Below are 16,419 nucleotides of genomic sequence, written 5' to 3'. Positions count from 1 at the left end.
GAACCGGCTGTCCTGATTGTGTCCTGCTCGTTCAGCAGCCACCCTCTGCGGCGCAGCTTTCGTCGCGGGTGGCCTTGAACTCGTCGCCCTCGTTCCAGTTGGGCCAGCTCGTGCTCATGCCCATCATTCGGCCAAGGCGGTAGAACAGCTGCAGATCCTGCATCACGCCCGACCAGTCCCAGTTCTCGTCAAACTCGTCCTTCGGACCGTGATAGCGGTTGTCCCGGTAATCCATGGCAATGGCTGCGCCTGCTTCGGTGCCGCCTTCGGCGAGGTCTTCGCCGCCATCGACATACAGCATCGGCACGCCGCGCTTCGCAAAGGCGAAATGGTCGGAGCGGTAGTAATAGCCGGCTTCCGGATTGGGGTTTGGCGTGGGCGTGCGCCCAGTCGCCTCAAGCGCGGCGTTGAGGAATTCGTCGAGCTGCGACTTGCCCGGGCCAACAACGGTCACGTCCTTGGAAGGGCCGGCGATCAGGAATGCATCCATGTTGATGCCGCCGACAGTCTGGCTAAGCGGGAAGACCGGGTTTGCAGCGTAATAATCTGCACCAAGCAGCCCTGATTCTTCCGCGGTCACGGCCAGAAAGACCAGGCTGCGCGGGGTGGCACCAGCTTTCGCGTGCGCTTCTGCCAGAGCGACCAAAGCCGCTGTGCCGGTGGCATTGTCGACTGCACCATTGCAGATGTCATCGCCATCGCTGGCAGGTGTGCAGCGGCCCAGATGATCCCAGTGCGCGGTGTGCATGATGTATTCGTCAGGCCGTTCCGTGCCCGGCAGGATGCCGATCACGTTCTGGGATTCGAACTTGCGGATGTCGTTGGAAAAACTGGTCGCGGCAGTCAGGCCCAGCGGAACAGGTTTGAACCCCTTTTCCTTTGCAGCCGATGCCAGCGCGCTGAAATCCTGTCCGGCAGCGGCAAGGATCGCCTTGCCCGCATCCATCTGGACCCAGCCGTTCATCTGCGTCAGCGGCGGTGCGTTTTCGCCGCGCTGAGCATAGGCCTGCGGACCGGACCAGCTGCTTTCAACCACATTCCAGCCATAGGATGCCGGTTCCGTGTCGTGAATGATGATCGCGCCAGCGGCACCCTGCCGTGCGGCTTCTTCGTATTTGTAGGTCCAGCGGCCATAATAGGTCATTGCCTTGCCGTTGAAATCGCCTTCCAGCGTTTCCGCCCCGAAATCGGGATCGTTGACGAGGATGACCGCAGTCTTGCCGGTCATGTCGATGCCTTCGTAATCGTTCCAGCCGCGTTCAGGGGCATTGATGCCGTACCCGACAAATACCAGCTCGCTGTCTGCCAGCGAAGTAGCCGCATCTTCGCGGTAGGTTACGCCGACCCAGTCCTTCGAATATTCCAGGCTGATATCTTCATCGCCGCCCGAAATCGTCAGCGGGGCGAAATCCTTGCCAGTGATTTCCACCAGCGGAACCTTCTGCACCCAGCTTTCGCCATTGCCCGGCTTCAGACCTGCCGCTGCGAACTTCTCGATCAGCAGGGCGACGGTTTTCTCCTCGCCCGCGCTGCCCGGCATGCGTCCTTCGAATTCGTCGGATGACAAAGTGCGAGTGACATCGATCATGGTCTGCTCGTTCAGCTCGCCCGGTTCCACTTCGGGAATGTCGAGCTCTGCGCTGGAGGCGCTGCAAGCAGCAAGCGAAAGGGCAGCCGTGGCGGCAAGGAGTGTGCGTATCATTGAGGTTCCTCTTCCCTGCGAAGGGCTTTCAGATTTTTTCGATGCGCTTCCATTGCAAAGCAATCGAAAGGGGGCAAGGGCTATGCGGATGAGCGAGGCCAACGATCAAGCCAGATGGACTTCCGCGATTGATCGTGCGCGCGGGCATTCACCATTCCTGGGCAATGCTCTGGGCCGGATGCCGGACATCGAAGCGATGCTGGCTGCGGGTCAATACGAGGATGCCATCGCGGCGGCGAAGGCCGCCGGCAGCGATATAGAAGACACCGGCCTCAGCCTGCGGCGCGAACGGCTGGCCTTGTCAGCGGTGCTGGCGCTGGGGGACCTTGCCGGCGCCCTTCCGGTCGGCCGCGTTATGGCGGAACTGTCCAGCCTTGCCGACCGCGCGCTCGACCGTGCGATTGGCGCTGTCATTCGCAAGCGCGTGCCAGATGCGGAACCTGCGGGATTGATTGCGCTGGCACTGGGCAAGCATGGCGCGGGTGAACTGAATTACAGTTCCGACATCGATCCGATCCTGCTGTATGATCCTGACACCCTGCCCCGCCGCGAGCGCGACGAACCTGGCGAGGCGGCGCAGCGCTATGCGCGCGAAATTGTCCAGATGCTGTCGAGCAATACGGCGGAAGGATATGTTTTTCGCGTCGATTTGCGCCTGCGCCCTGCGTCGGAAGTAAGCCCCCTGGCGATTCCGGTTGGCGCTGCACTTTCGCACTATGAATCCTCGGCCCTGACGTGGGAACGGGCCGCCTTTATTCGCGCCCGCTCAGCCGCAGGGGACATCGCGGCTGGCGAACAGTTTCTCGAATCGATCCGTCCCTTCGTCTGGCGGCGCAGTCTGGATTTTGGCGCGATCGAGGAAATCGGCCGGCTAACGGCACGGATTCGCACGGCGCATAAAGGAGCGTCGCAGCCCGGCCCCGGTTTCAATGTCAAACAGGGGCGCGGCGGGATTCGGGAGATCGAATTTTTCGCCCAGACGCACCAACTGATCCATGGCGGACGCAATCCGTCGCTGCGCCTGCGCGGCACCCGCCCCGCGCTCGACGCGCTGGCTGCGGCGGAGATCATCAGTGCAGATGATGCGGCGATGCTGGGCGAATCGTATGACAGGCTGCGGGTGATCGAACACCGCCTGCAAATGGTGCATGACCGGCAGACACATTCGCTGCCGGAGGGCGAGGCGTTGGACAATGTCGCGCGGCTAGGCGGCTATCAGGATGCGTCCGCTTTGGTCGATGACCTCGCGGCGCTGACCGTCCGGGTCGCCGCGCGCTACGACAGGCTGATCGATGTCGAGGACATCGGATCGGATGGAACACCGGATGGTGATACCTTGGTGGACAATCTGGAACAGCTCGGTTTCGCCGACCCGGCTGCTCTTGCAACTCGGATCAGATCGTGGAGCGAGGGGCACATCCGTGCGCTGCGCAGTCCTGCGGCCATCTCTGCCTTCGATGCGATCCTGCCTGCCCTGCTTGAGGCACTGTCAGAGGCACCCGATCCGGACCATGCGCTGCTGAGGTGGGAGAATTTCCTGACCAAGGCGCCGAGCGCGATCAATCTGTTCCGTCTGCTCGAAGCGCGTCCGGGTCTGTTCGAACAATTGGTCCGCATCCTGACGCTGGCAGGTCCGCTGGCCGATGAGCTGGGGCGCCGGCCCGATTTGCTCGACAGTCTGATCGATCGCAGCGCGTTTGATCTTCCCGGCGATGTGGTCGAATTGATCCAGCAAATGGCGCCCATCGAAGCGGGTGCCGATTACGAACGCGCACTCGACCGCATCCGCATTGTCACCGGCGAAAAGCGTTTTGCGCTGGGCACGCAGTTGATGGAAGGGGCGCATGACCCGCTCGATATCGCTGCGGGCCTGTCGCGGCTGGCAGAGGCGGGGCTAAATGTCGCGGTCACCGCAGCCGTGCAGGAATTCGAAAAGACCCACGGCACGGTAAGCGGCAGCGAACTGGTGGTGCTGGGCCTCGGGCGTCTGGGCGGCGGCGCGTTAACGCATGCCTCCGATCTCGACATGGTCTACGTTTTTACAGGCTCTCACGAACAGGAATCGGACGGCGCTCGTCCGCTGGGCGCAACGCTGTATTATAACCGGCTCGCCCAGCGGGTGAGCGCGGCGCTCAGCGTTCCGACCGCTCACGGTGCACTTTATGAAATCGACACGAGGCTCCGCCCCCAGGGAGCGCAAGGCCCGCTTGCCGTTAGCCTCGACAGTTTCGTGCGGTATCAGGCGCAAGACGCATGGACGTGGGAACACATGGCGCTCACCCGCGCCCGTCCGATCGTTGGATCGGATCAGGCCCGCAGTGTCCTCGCCGGTGCAATCGCAGACGTGCTTTCTGCACCACGGGACGCAGATGTGCTGCGCAGTGATGTCCTGAAAATGCGCGCTGAAATGGCGCAGCACAAACCGGCCAAAGGGGTGCTGGACGCGAAATTGGTGCGCGGCGGTCTCGTCGATCTGGAATTCCTGGTGCACTTCCTCCAGCTGCGTGACGGCGCGGCATTGGTTCCGGATTTGCGCGCCGCGATCAGCGAGCTTGCGCGGATGGATATGCTTCCGTCTGACATGATGGGCGCGCATGATCACCTGACACGTCTGTTGATCGCCGGACGTTTGCTGGCGCCCGATCTGGCCGAACCGGCTGGCGCTGCGGCCACTGCGCTTGCCAAAGCGTGCCAGTGCCGGAATTACGCTGACCTGATGGAGCAATTCGATTCGGCCCGCAGGCAGGTTGCGGATTGCTGGCACAATATTTTTGAACACAGGCTGGAGCTGAACTGATGCCAGAAGCAGGAACCACGATTCCCGATACCGTGATGGAAACCCCGGATGGCGGCACCGTCAAACCTTCCGATTTCAAGGGCCAGAAACTGGTCATCTTCTTCTATCCCAAGGACAACACGCCAGGGTGTACGACCGAGGCGAAGGATTTTTCCGAGCTGAAGGCCGAATTCGAAAAAGCTGGCACCGCGATTCTCGGCGTCAGCAAGGATTCGCCGAAGAAGCACCAGAACTTCATTGCCAAGCATGACCTGACTGTGGCGCTGGCCACCGATGCCGAAGAGGGCGGCCTCTCCGACGAGCTTGGCGTCTGGACCGAAAAGAAGATGTATGGCCGCACGTTCATGGGCATGGTCCGCACGACTCTGCTGGTGGATGAAACCGGTAAGATCGCGCAAGCCTGGAACAAGGTGAAGGTAAAGGGGCATGCCGAAGAGGTGCTTGCGGCGGCCAAATCCATCTGAAGCCTGCGTCACCGTTTAATGCCAGCCTCCCGCAATTCACTCGCCGCGTCGATTCGTGCCGCGCTATTAACTGCCGACCCGCGAGCCAAGGCAATGGCGGCACGCGACACTGCGCGCCAATGGCGTCACGGCAGGCTGGAATTTGATTTGGCAGATGGGGCAGCAGCAATGCCGCGCTGCCCTGCATGGCCCGAAAAGCCCGAACTGATGGACCCGCGCCACATGCCGCGCCGGGGCAAGGGCGGATCGGAAAAAGGGCGCATCGCACTGTGGCATGCACTGGCGCATATCGAATTCGTCGCAATCGATCTGGCGCTGGACATGGCAGGGCGCTTTGGCGGGGCGATGGGGGAGGAGTTTGTCGCCGATTTCCTGGCAGTCGCTGCCGACGAGGCGATGCATTTTGCACTTCTCGACCGAAAGCTCAGATCTCTGAGAAGCCGCTACGGCGCGCTACCCGCGCATGCAGGGCTGTGGGAGACGGCAGAGCGCACTGCGCATGACGTCAGCGCACGACTGGCGATTGTGCCCATGGTGCTGGAGGCTCGCGGGCTCGACGTCACTCCGTCGACGCTTGAGCGGGTCAGGTCACAGGGCGATTCGGGCGGAGCAAAAATTCTCTCGCGAATCCTTGACGACGAAATCCGGCATGTAGCGATCGGGACAAAGCACTTTATCGCAATTTGTCGCGAAAACGGGGAATCGCCCGAAAAACGTTGGAAATCCTTGGTTCGCGAACATTTCAGAGGAGGTTTGAAGGCGCCATTTAACGACTCGGCGCGTCTTGCAGCCGGTTTGTCGCGAGACTTCTACAGCGGCCTTGCTTCGTAAAGAACTCTCGGCTTACCCCAACAATCAACGAAGCGGAGGAAAGTTCCAAAGCCGTTTCAAAAAATTTCGAGCAGCAGGTCTTTAGGGGGTCAGCCAGCTCAAAAAACGGGATCCTCGGGTGTTTCGGCACCCCATAAAAAGGACGATAAGTGGTCGCATTTTCATTCAAGCGCAGTTTTGCTGCCCTCGCTCTTGCCGTTGCCGGCATTGCAGCGAGCCCGGCTCACGCAAACAGCAGCGCAGCCAGCGCGGACATTTCCGCTCCGGTTCGCGATGCCCAGTCAACCACGCTTGGCGGCGGTGATCAGCAATTCAAGAAACTCTTTGCCAGTTGGGAATCGCTTGATGGCGATACCGCGACAGCACCGGCACCGGCAGCAACCGTTTCCATCCCATCGCGGATGCCGCTCGCGAAAGCGAACCTGACCAGCAATTACGGCATGCGCACGCATCCGGTGATTGGCGGGCGCCGAGCACACAAGGGCGTCGATCTCGCTGCCCCCACTGGCACTCCGATCTACGCAACAGCTGACGGCATCGTCAGCAAGGCCGAACGTTTCAGCAGTTACGGCCTGTTTGTTTCAATTGAACACGGCGCGAAATTGCAGACCCGTTTCGCTCACATGTCGCGGATCGCAGTCGCCGATGGCGAGCGTGTCAGCAAAGGTGACATCATTGGTTATGTCGGTTCGACCGGACGCTCGACCGGTCCGCACCTTCACTATGAAGTCCGCATCGCAGGCCAGGCTGTGAACCCGATTCCCTATATGGTCGAAACGGAAGCGCAGCAGGCCTACGCACTCGCAATGGGCGAAGGCGGACGCGGCGGAGAATAACGCTACATCAAATTCCCGGGAGAGCGGGGTTAGACATCGGAGAGGGTGTCTTGGAAAGAGGGCAGCGGAGCGATCCGCTGCCCTTTGTCATTTGCGGTCCCTTTTTGCTTGCCGGGTGCCAGCGCTTGAATAGTATGGGTTTCGGAAGAGGACCGATATGCACCCAATACAACACGCGCAGACCAGACCGGATCACGCAGCCGTTATCATGGCTGGCAGCGGAGAGACCGTCACTTACAAACAGCTGGATGAAGCGGCGAACCGGATAGCTCACTGGCTTCGTGAGCAAGGATTGCAGGCGGGCGATGCCTTCGGCCTGCTGATGGAAAACAGCGCGCGTTATTACGAGATTTACTGGGCATCGCAGCGGTCAGGACTGGTTCTGGTGCCGATTTCTACGCACCTGACCGCAGCTGAAATCGCTTATATCCTGAACGACAGCGATGCACGCCTGCTGATCACGTCGCGCAAGTTCGATGGGATCGTTGCCGATCTGCCGGAACATGACGCGAAATTGCCGACACTTGTTTTCGGCGGAGGCGCCGAAGATGTGCTGGCAAGAATGCCTGCCACGCCAATCGGCGATCAGTCTGCCGGGCGCGTTATGCTGTACAGCTCAGGCACCACTGGGCGCCCCAAGGGAATTCTTCCCGCCGCGCCGGAAGACCCCTCTGTCCAGGCACCGACGCCGCTGATGGGCCTCGCTACCATGGGTTTCCAGATCAAGGATGACGGCAGCAGCGTGTATCTTTCGCCAGCGCCGCTTTACCACGCAGCGCCGATCGGCTGGTCGACCACGATCCACCGTCTCGGCGGTACGGTTGTGGTGATGGAAAAATTCGATCCGGAAGCCGCACTGGAAGCGATCGAGAAATACCGCGTTACAGACAGCCAATGGGTGCCGACGCATTTCGTACGCATGCTCAAACTGCCGGAAGAAATCAGGACGCGTTACGACCTGTCGACCCACCAGCACGCAATTCATGCTGCAGCGCCTTGCCCTGCCGATATCAAGGAAGCGATGATCGATTGGTGGGGGCCGATCATCTTCGAATATTATGCCGGCAGCGAAGGCAATGGCATGACCATGATCGGCAGCGCGGACTGGACGAGCCACCGTGGTTCGGTAGGCCGAGCGATCCTCGGCACGATCCATATCTGCGGCGATGACGGCGAAGAACTGCCCGTGGGCGAGGAAGGCGCGATCTTCTTCGAAAGCCCGTATCCGTTCCAGTACCACAAGGACCAGGGCAAAACGAAAGAGGCGACCCACCACAAGGGTTGGACCACGCTGGGCGATATCGGGAAACTGGACGAAGAAGGATTCCTGTATCTGACTGACAGGCGATCCAATATGATCATCTCCGGCGGGGTGAATATCTATCCGCAAGAGGTGGAAAATCTGCTGGTTACGCATGACAAGGTGATGGACGCTGCGGTGATCGGTGCGCCGTGCCCAGAAATGGGAGAGCGCGTCGTCGCAGTGGTGCAGCCGGTGTCGATGGATCTCGCGAATGAAGCGCTGGAAGCGGAGCTGATCGAGCATCTTTCGGCAGAGCTGGCCCGCATCAAGATGCCCCGCCAGTTCGATTTCCGCGCCGAATTGCCGCGCGAGGCGAACGGCAAACTCTACAAACGCAAGCTGAAGGAAGAATACAAGGCAGCAGCTGCAAGGGAGGCATAGGATGGCAAACGACGTTCCGACAATTCAGGGCGACATGGCGCGCGCCGTGATCGACCCTGCCTCCTATGCCGACTGGGACAATCTGCTCAATACCTTCGATGACATCCGCAGCACTTCACCCGTTACGAAGGTGCTGCCCGACGACGAAGGCATCTTCGATCCGTTCTGGCTGGTCACCGGCTATGACGAGGTGATGCAAATATCGAAAGACAATGCCACCTTCCTCAACAACCCGCGAACGGTGGTATTCTCTCTCACCGAGGGCATCGAATTTGCGAAAGCGATGACCGGCGGCAGCCCCCATATGGTCGCGAGCCTCGTTACGTTCGATGCTCCGATCCATATGAAATACCGCAAGCTGACGCAGGAATGGTTCATGCCAAAGAACCTGCGCGGGATCGAAGATGAAATCCGGGCAATCGCGCAAGATACCGTTCAGCGCCTGATCGACGCAGGGCCCGAAACCGATTTCGTGCCTCTGGTTTCGGCCCCGTATCCGCTGCACGTCGTGATGCAGATTCTCGGCGTGCCGGAAGAAGATGAACCGCGGATGCTGATGCTGACCCAGCAATTGTTCGGCGGTCAGGATGAAGACCTGAACCATTCCGGCATGAAAGACATGACGGCCGAACAGATCACCCAGCTGGTTGCCGGGGCGGTCAAGGATTTCGAATCCTATTTCGCCAAGCTGACCGCGGAAAAGCGCGCCAATCCGACCGGAGACGTTGCCAGCACCATCGCCAATGCCGCGGTTGACGGCGAGCCGCTGAATGACCGGGACATGATGGGCTATTACATCATCGTCGCAGCGGCGGGGCATGACACAACCTCGGCTTCGACCGCAGGGGCTATGCTGGCATTGGCGCGCGATCCCGAACAATTCGCCAGGGTCAAGGCGGACCGCTCCTTGTTGGCGGGTATCGTCGAAGAAGCAATCCGCTGGACCAGCCCGGTGCAGCATTTCATGCGTACAGCCGCTGAAGATGTGGAGATTGGTGGCCAGAAAATCGCCAAGGGTGACTGGCTGATGATCAACTATGTCGCGGCCAATCACGACCCGGCACAATTCGATGATCCGCGACGCTTTGACGCAGCCCGCAGCCCCAACCGCCATCTCGCTTTCGGAGCGGGCGCGCATCAATGCCTCGGCCTGCATCTGGCGCGGCTGGAAATGCGGATATTGTTCGAGACCTTGCTGGACCGTGTCGAAGCTGTGGAGCTGGCAGGCGAACCTGCCCGCTCCAAATCGACCTTTGTTGGAGGGCTGAAGACCCTGCCGCTCAGGATTACAACTGTATGAGCGAGACTTCACCGAAGCTTGATGCTCGTAGTCTGTCCAAAGCTTTGGGCTGGGCTTTGGTAGAGATCCGGGCAGCGCAGGACCTGAAAGTTGCTCAGGGACTCGCGGACGTTTTTCATAATGTGCCAAGCGCTTTGAATGCTGGCCGGCCTATAAGTGAGACTGTCGAGCGTATGCTCGAATGCGCTGACCGAAACGGTAACCGCGAATATGTGTTGAGAATTCTCAAGGCGGCGACATGACAAATCCACTCGATTTCACCGGTAAGAGCGTGCTGATTGTCGGCGGGTCCAGCGGCATCGGCAATGGCATGGCGCAGTCCTTCCGGGCGCGCGGGGCAGAGGTGCATGTCTGGGGCACGCGGCCAAGCGCGGACGATTACGCGAAGGACGAAGGCTGCGACCTTACCGGCCTGCACTACACATCCGTCGACGTGTCCGATCCGGCTGCCGTGGATGCAGCGCCCGATATGGACCGGCTGGATGTGCTCGTTCTCTGTCAGGGTGCCGTGCGCTACAACCGCGCCGAGTTCGAGCGTGAGGCATGGCATCAGGTGCTCGATGTCAATCTGAACTCGGTGATGGATTGTGCGCGCAAATTTCATGACGCGCTGCGGGAGGCGGAAGGTTCGCTGATCGTCGTCAGCTCCACCGCCGCGTTCCACGCAACCGTCGGCAACCCGGCCTATGGCGCGTCAAAGGCGGGAGCGGTGGCGCTGGTGCGCACGCTCGCCTCGGCCTGGGCGCGTGATGGCATAAGGGTAAACGGGATCGCCCCCGGATACGTCAGAACGAAGATGACCGCAGTGACCTTCGATGATGAAAAGCGCACCGAGCAGGTCGTTCGGTCTATTCCCCTGCGGCGCACCGGTGAGCCATCCGAACTTGCCGGCGCTGTACTGTTCCTCGCCTCCCCATTGTCCTCCTACATTCTGGGGCAAACCATCATTGTCGACGGTGGGCTGACGCTTACGTAAAGCCTTGAAGTCGGTCCGGAAACCGTACTCGGTTCGCCCGATTATCCTGTCATTTCATCGCCATTCATGGTAGATAATGAGGCATGATAAAGAACTATAAGAAGAGAGGGCCTGAACTTGGAAACGAGTTCTTGGGCGGCAATTCGTGAGCCTGTTTTCCGACTACAATATGCCTTTCGCAATTGCGCTGGGAATCATGGCCCTGCTGGGCGTTTTGCAGGTTGTCGGCATCGGCAGTTTCGATGCCGACGTCGATCTTGATCTCGATGCGGGTCCCGATGCGAGTGCGGTCAGCGGCAGCGCGGGCATCGGCGGTGCGATTACAACGTTGCTGGGGCTGGGGCGCGTGCCTTTGCTAGTATGGCTGATCGTATTCCTGCTGCTGTTCGCGCTGATCGGATTGAGTATCCAGGCCTTTGCTGCCGATCTTACCGGTTCGCCGCTCTACAGCTGGCTTGCCGCGCTGTTTTCATTCGGAGCGAGTGTGCCGGCAACTTCGCTGATCGTTCGTCCTTTGGCGCGGATCATCCCGCAGGATGAAACGACTGCGGTTAGTCTCGACAGCCTCGTGGGGCGCCGGGCGAAAATTACCAATGGCCGATCGGCTGCAGGATATCCGGCGCGCGCAAGCGTGCGTGATCGGCACGGGCATGTCCACTACGTGATGGTGGAGCCGCATGAAGGCAGCAGCGAGATGCACGAGGGCGACGAATTGCTGATCGTCCGCCGCGACGGACAGACATTTTACGGGGTGGCGCAGGCTGAGCGAAATCTGTCGCCGGTCACCTGAAACACATTCAACAACAGGGAGAATATATGGAAAACTTGTTAGATATCGGGGTCATTGGGGTGGTGGCGGCGATCATCGCCTTCCTCACCATCGTCATTTTTCTGACCAAGCTTTACCGCCGGGCATCGAAAGAAACCGCCTTTGTAAGGACAGGTTTCGGCGGAGAGCGCGTGGTCATGAATGGCGGTGCGCTGGTGTTCCCGATCTTCCACGAAACCATGCCGGTAAACATGAACACGCTGGTGCTCAGCGTTGTGCGCCGTGATGGAGAGGCGCTGATCACGCTCGACCGCTTGCGGATCGATGTGAAGGCAGAATTCTATGTCCGCGTAAAACCGGATGCGGATGCTATTGCGATGGCCGCGCAGACGCTGGGTCAGCGCACCATGCAGCCGGAAATGCTGAAGGATCTCGTGGAAGGCAAGTTTGTCGACGCGCTGCGTTCTGTCGCCGCCGGGATGACCATGAACGAACTGCACGAACAACGCGCCGACTTCGTCCAGAAGGTGCAGCAGGTTTCATCGAGCGATCTCGCCATGAACGGGCTCGAACTGGAATCGGTTTCGCTAACCGGGCTGGACCAGACATCGATCGAACATTTCAACGCCAACAACGCCTTCGACGCAGAGGGCCTGACGAAGCTGACCGAACAGATCGAGGCGCGCAAGAAACTGCGCAACGACATCGAGCAGGACACGCGCGTCCAAATGGAATCGAAGAACCTCGAAGCGGACACCAAATCGTACGAGATTGGCCGCGACAAGGAATACGCACGTCTTGCGCAGGAACGCGAAGTCGAGGTGCGCCGCGCCGCTCAGGCATCGGAAATTGCCCGCGAGCAGGCCGAACGCACCCGCGAGGCCGACGCTGCGAGGATCGAGGCCAAGAAACAGGTCGATGCACAGCAGATCGAAGCCGACCGGATGGTGGAAGAAGCGCGAATTGATCAGGTGCGAGCGCTCGAAATCGCGCGTCAGGAACAGCAGATTGCCGTCCAGAACAAATCGCGCGAGGAAAGCCAGGCCAAGGCCGAAGCAGACGAGGCGCGGGCCAAGGCTGTTGCAGCGGAAGAACAGGTTTCAACCGCCCGCGAAAGCGAAATCGCGGAACGCCAGAAGAAGATCGAACTGATCGAAGCCGCCAAGCAGGCGGAACGTGAGGCGATCGGTGTCAAGGTCGAGGCGGAAGCCGAAAGGGATGCTGCGTCGAACCGTGCCGAAGCGCTGAGGCTGGAAGCCCAAGGTGAGGCCGAGGCCGAGAAGCTTCGCGCAGAAGCCGCACGCGTGCGCTTCGAAGTGGAGGCCGCCGGTCAGCAGGCAATCAACGAAGCTGCCAACATCCTTTCGATGGATCAGATCAGCCTTCAGACCAAGCTCGCCCTGCTCAAAGTCTTGCCGGAGGTTATCCGCGAAAGCGCCAAGCCGATGGAAGCCATCGACTCGATCAAGATCGTGCAGGTCGACGGCCTTACCCAGAATGGCGGCGGAAAGAGTGCCGCGGCGGGTTCCGGAACAGGTGGCGGATCGGGCAATCTTGCATCCGATGCCGTGTCTGCTGCGCTGTCCTACCGTGCCCAGGCACCCGTTCTGGATGGGCTGATGAAAGAGTTGGGACTCGATGGGTCTTCGCTCAACGGCCTTGTGAAGGGTCCGGCAGAAGGCGAGGCAGGCAAGCCTGCGTCATTGACGGAAATCCTCTCCGACGTGGCGGACCAGGTGAACGAAGCCAAGCCGAACCCTGACAGCGCGGGCAAGAAGGACAAATCCGGCCCCGCCAGTTAGCATCGGTAATAATTTCAGTGCTATGACCCCTTCTGCCTGGCCTTGGGCTGCGGCAGGAGGGGTCTTTCTATGGGTGCTTGGGGTTCAGGTTCGTTTGAAAATGACAGCGCGCTCGATTTCGTTTTCGAGATCGAGAGCGTCGCCGATGTGGAGCGCGCATTTGTGGCAGCGGGATCGGAATTTATCGAGCTCGACGAAGGTTGCAGCGTGATCGTGGCCGCTGAATGCATCGCCGCAATGCGTGGCCATCCTTCACAGGATTTGCCAGATGATTTGGCCGGCAAAATCAGCACTTTCGGCAAATGCCCGATTGCGCTGTACAACAAGGCGCGAGAAAATCTGTCAGCCGTGATGAGCCGGGGCGAACTGGTGGAACTTTGGGCGGAAGAGGGGTCAGGCGATTGGAACCGCGCGGTTACCGAACTGATGGAGAGGCTGAACAAACCGGTTGGCGGCGCCAAGAAAACGCCCAAACTGAAGAAAGGCCCCGCACCCAACCCTTCACCATGCATTTTCTGCGACAAGCCGATGGGCGATGGCGCATTTCATATGCTCGACATCACCATCCACGAAGACGACATCTCGTCATCGAAACAGGGTGGCTGGGTACATCTGCAATGCCTCAACGCGGCGCTTCATCCGAAACACATGTTCCAGACCTGGGACTTCGACGATGAATTGCTTGATTTCGTGATGAAGAAACTAAGGGCGGAAGACGCCCCAGACGACTGATCAGCAGCCAAGTAGCCGCTTGGCCATCGCGCGAATTTCCTCGCCCATATCATCCCGTTCCAATGCGAGCGCCAAGGTTGCTTCTACGAAGCCGACCTTGCTGCCGCAGTCGAAACGGCGGCCTTCGAAGGTCACGGCATTGAAGGGCTGCGTGCCGATCATTTTCGCCATCGCATCGGTCAGCTGGATCTCGCCGCCGGCCCCTTTGCCCTGATTTTCGAGTGTGCGCATGACTTCGGGCTGAAGGATGTAGCGGCCTGACACGATCTTGTTCGACGGAGCTTCGGCGACCGCCGGCTTTTCGACCAGCCCCTTCACTTCGGTCAGCGCGCCGTTTTCCGCACCCGGGTCGATGACGCCGTAGCTCGACACTTCATCTTGCGGAACCTCCAGCACGCTGATCAAATTGCCGCCAACCTGATTATACGCCTCGACCATCTGCTTCATGCAGCCTGTTCCGCCGCCCTTTTTCGCGACCATCAGCTCGTCGGGCAAAAGGATCGCAAAGGGTTCATCGCCGACAATCGCGCGGGCGCACCAGATCGCATGGCCAAGGCCCAGCGGAACCTGCTGGCGCACGGTGATGATATCGCCCGGAGTCGCGCGCGTCGCCTCAAGCACGGACATGTCCTTGCCGCGTTCTTCCATCGTGGTTTCCAGCTCGAACGCGACGTCGAAATGTTCGACGATCGCGGTCTTGCCCCTGCCGGTTACGAAAATGATCTGCTCGATACCGGCTTCGCGCGCTTCATCCACCGCATACTGGATCAGCGGCCGGTCCACGATGGGGAGCAATTCCTTCGGGATGGCTTTGGTCGCGGGCAAAAACCGTGTGCCAAGTCCTGCGACGGGGAAAACGGCTTTCTTGATCGGTTTGTGCTGGTTCATATCCGCAGACCTATCTTGGCCTCGCTTGGGCGGTCAACCGCGCCATGATGAAATCGGCCTGATTTAGCGTTGACCTGACGCTTGCTCTCCCGGTCATTCCGGCTAAACCGCTGCGATGGACAAGATTATTATTCGAGGCGGAAACCGCCTTTCCGGCACGATTCCGATTTCTGGCGCGAAGAATGCTGCGTTGACGCTGATTCCCTGCGCTCTGCTGACAGAGGAACCGGTCACTCTGCGCAATCTTCCGCGGCTGGCCGATATCGATGGATTCCAGCATCTCATGGGCCAGTTCGGCACCTCGATCGGTATTCGCGGGAAACGGCCTGAGGAATTTGGCCGCGTGGTTACTTTCGAAGCGTCGCGCCTTACCTCGACCGTCGCGCCGTATGATCTGGTCCGCAAGATGCGCGCTTCGATCCTCGTGCTCGGCCCGATGCTGGCACGGGCAGGCGAGGCAACGGTTTCGCTTCCTGGCGGGTGTGCCATCGGCAACCGTCCGATCGACCTGCACTTGAAAGCGATGGAAGCACTGGGTGCGGAAATTGAACTGGCGCAGGGCTACGTTCGCGCGCACGCACCCGATGGCGGGCTGCCCGGCGGGGATTATGATTTTCCCGTTGTATCTGTCGGCGCTACCGAAAATGCCTTGATGGCGGCGGTTCTGTGCACCGGAACCTCGCGGCTGACCAACGCTGCACGCGAGCCGGAGATTGTTGACCTGTGCAATCTGCTGGTCGCCATGGGTGCCGAGATTGAGGGGATCGGATCCTCCAACCTTACGATCAACGGCGTCAAACGGCTTAACGGCGCGACTTACAAGGTAATGCCCGACCGGATCGAGGCCGGCTCCTATGCCTGCGCGGCTGCGATCACCGGCGGCGAAGTCCGGCTGGAAGGCGCAGAGGCGAACGACATGATTTCCAGCCTGCAGGCACTGCGGAATATCGGCGTCGAGGTGGAAAGCGACAAGCACGGCGTGACAGTCGCAGCGAACGCACCGCTAAAGGCGGTGGATCTGACCACCGCACCGTTCCCGGGTCTGGCAACCGACATGCAGGCACAATTGATGGCGCTGCTGTGCAAGGCAGAAGGCACCAGCGTGCTGACCGAAACAATTTTCGAAAACCGGTTCATGCACGTGCCGGAATTGAACCGCATGGGTGCCAACATTGAAACCAATGGCCGCACCGCTGTTGTTCGCGGCGTTGAAAAGCTGACCGGGGCCGAAGTGATGGCAACCGATCTTCGCGCTTCGATGAGTCTGGTGATTGCCGGTCTTGCGGCAGAAGGTGAAACGCAGGTGCGCCGCCTCTATCATCTTGATCGCGGGTATGAGCGGCTGGAGGAGAAGCTGCAGCTGGTCGGTGCCGATATCGAGCGCGTCGGCGACGATTAAGGGGAATTCGTCACCAGCCAGACGCGAATTGCGCTGGCGAGCCCAGGCGGTGTCTCTGACCTGATCCGTTCCGCATCGATCCGTGCGACCAGCGCATTGATCGCCGCGCCTTCGCGTGCGGCGGCGTCTTTCAGCATATCCCAGAACAGCGGCTCGAGGCTGATCGAGGTCTTGTGCCGTTCGATCTGGATCGATCGTTTCACCGGCGGATGGTAGGGCGCGTCACTCATTTGTCGGCC

Annotated in this window: 14 protein-coding genes; 11 read left to right on the top strand and 3 right to left on the bottom strand. The window is 60.0% G+C overall.

All coding sequences use genetic code 11. From position 1 onward, the window contains the following. Positions 1-31: 31 nt before the first annotated feature. The gene (locus GRI43_RS10200) at positions 32-1,702 is read right to left on the bottom strand and encodes a M28 family metallopeptidase (protein WP_160731016.1); all 1,671 of its coding nucleotides are present in this window, start codon (positions 1,700-1,702) and stop codon (positions 32-34) included. An 88-nt stretch (positions 1,703-1,790) separates the two neighbouring features. Here GRI43_RS10200 and GRI43_RS10195 point away from each other — a divergent pair, with 88 nt between their 5' ends. The 10 genes from GRI43_RS10195 to GRI43_RS10150 all read left to right on the top strand — a co-directional run bounded on the left by GRI43_RS10195 (position 1,791) and on the right by GRI43_RS10150 (position 13,893). After that, positions 1,791-4,499, top strand: a complete 2,709-nt coding sequence (locus GRI43_RS10195; protein WP_160731015.1) for a bifunctional [glutamine synthetase] adenylyltransferase/[glutamine synthetase]-adenylyl-L-tyrosine phosphorylase — start codon at positions 1,791-1,793, stop codon at positions 4,497-4,499. Continuing rightward, positions 4,499-4,963 (top strand): peroxiredoxin, encoded by a 465-nt coding sequence (locus GRI43_RS10190; protein WP_160731014.1) that lies wholly within the window; start codon positions 4,499-4,501, stop codon positions 4,961-4,963. Before GRI43_RS10195 ends, GRI43_RS10190 begins: the two co-directional genes overlap by 1 nt. Positions 4,964-4,981: 18 nt before the next feature. Beyond that, entirely contained in the window at positions 4,982-5,794 is an 813-nt protein-coding gene (locus GRI43_RS10185) for a ferritin-like domain-containing protein (RefSeq protein ID WP_160731013.1), read from the top strand. A gap of 149 nt (positions 5,795-5,943) precedes the next feature. Beyond that, on the top strand, positions 5,944-6,630 hold the full coding sequence (locus GRI43_RS10180) for a M23 family metallopeptidase (RefSeq protein WP_160731012.1): 687 nt from the start codon (positions 5,944-5,946) through the stop codon (positions 6,628-6,630). 157 nt (positions 6,631-6,787) lie between these two features. Beyond that, on the top strand, positions 6,788-8,314 hold the full coding sequence (locus GRI43_RS10175; protein ID WP_160731011.1) for an acyl-CoA synthetase: 1,527 nt from the start codon (positions 6,788-6,790) through the stop codon (positions 8,312-8,314). Between the two features lies 1 nt (position 8,315). After that, on the top strand, positions 8,316-9,614 hold the full coding sequence (locus GRI43_RS10170; RefSeq protein ID WP_160731010.1) for a cytochrome P450: 1,299 nt from the start codon (positions 8,316-8,318) through the stop codon (positions 9,612-9,614). Positions 9,615-9,852: 238 nt separating this feature from the next. Next, positions 9,853-10,590, top strand: a complete 738-nt coding sequence (locus tag GRI43_RS10165; RefSeq protein WP_160731009.1) for an SDR family NAD(P)-dependent oxidoreductase — start codon at positions 9,853-9,855, stop codon at positions 10,588-10,590. A gap of 145 nt (positions 10,591-10,735) precedes the next feature. Continuing rightward, entirely contained in the window at positions 10,736-11,380 is a 645-nt protein-coding gene (locus tag GRI43_RS10160; RefSeq protein ID WP_160731008.1) for an OB-fold-containig protein, read from the top strand. Positions 11,381-11,406: 26 nt separating this feature from the next. Then, positions 11,407-13,161 (top strand): flotillin family protein, encoded by a 1,755-nt coding sequence (locus GRI43_RS10155; RefSeq protein ID WP_160731007.1) that lies wholly within the window; start codon positions 11,407-11,409, stop codon positions 13,159-13,161. Between the two features lie 69 nt (positions 13,162-13,230). Next, positions 13,231-13,893 carry a DUF4259 domain-containing protein gene (locus tag GRI43_RS10150; RefSeq protein WP_160731006.1) on the top strand — a complete coding sequence of 221 codons (663 nt, stop codon included), beginning with the start codon at positions 13,231-13,233 and terminating at the stop codon, positions 13,891-13,893. Here GRI43_RS10150 and galU read toward each other — a convergent pair whose 3' ends face one another. Continuing rightward, on the bottom strand, positions 13,894-14,781 hold the full coding sequence (gene galU, locus GRI43_RS10145) for a UTP--glucose-1-phosphate uridylyltransferase GalU (protein ID WP_160731005.1): 888 nt from the start codon (positions 14,779-14,781) through the stop codon (positions 13,894-13,896). It abuts the gene before it with no gap. A 115-nt stretch (positions 14,782-14,896) separates the two neighbouring features. Here galU and murA point away from each other — a divergent pair, with 115 nt between their 5' ends. Then, positions 14,897-16,180 (top strand): UDP-N-acetylglucosamine 1-carboxyvinyltransferase, encoded by a 1,284-nt coding sequence (gene murA / locus GRI43_RS10140; RefSeq protein WP_160731004.1) that lies wholly within the window; start codon positions 14,897-14,899, stop codon positions 16,178-16,180. On the opposite strand, the gene GRI43_RS10135 is transcribed toward murA, so the two are convergent. Then, a complete protein-coding gene (locus tag GRI43_RS10135) occupies positions 16,177-16,410 on the bottom strand; it encodes a ribbon-helix-helix domain-containing protein (RefSeq protein ID WP_160731003.1) in 234 nt (77 codons plus the stop codon). The genes murA and GRI43_RS10135 overlap by 4 nt on opposite strands. Between the last annotated feature and the right edge of the window lie 9 nt (positions 16,411-16,419).

Source organism: Pontixanthobacter luteolus, assembly GCF_009828095.1.
In the GTDB taxonomy this organism is placed as follows: domain Bacteria; phylum Pseudomonadota; class Alphaproteobacteria; order Sphingomonadales; family Sphingomonadaceae; genus Pontixanthobacter; species Pontixanthobacter luteolus.
Note: the sequence above shows the minus strand (reverse complement) of the source record. Positions and strands in the feature narration are given on the sequence as shown.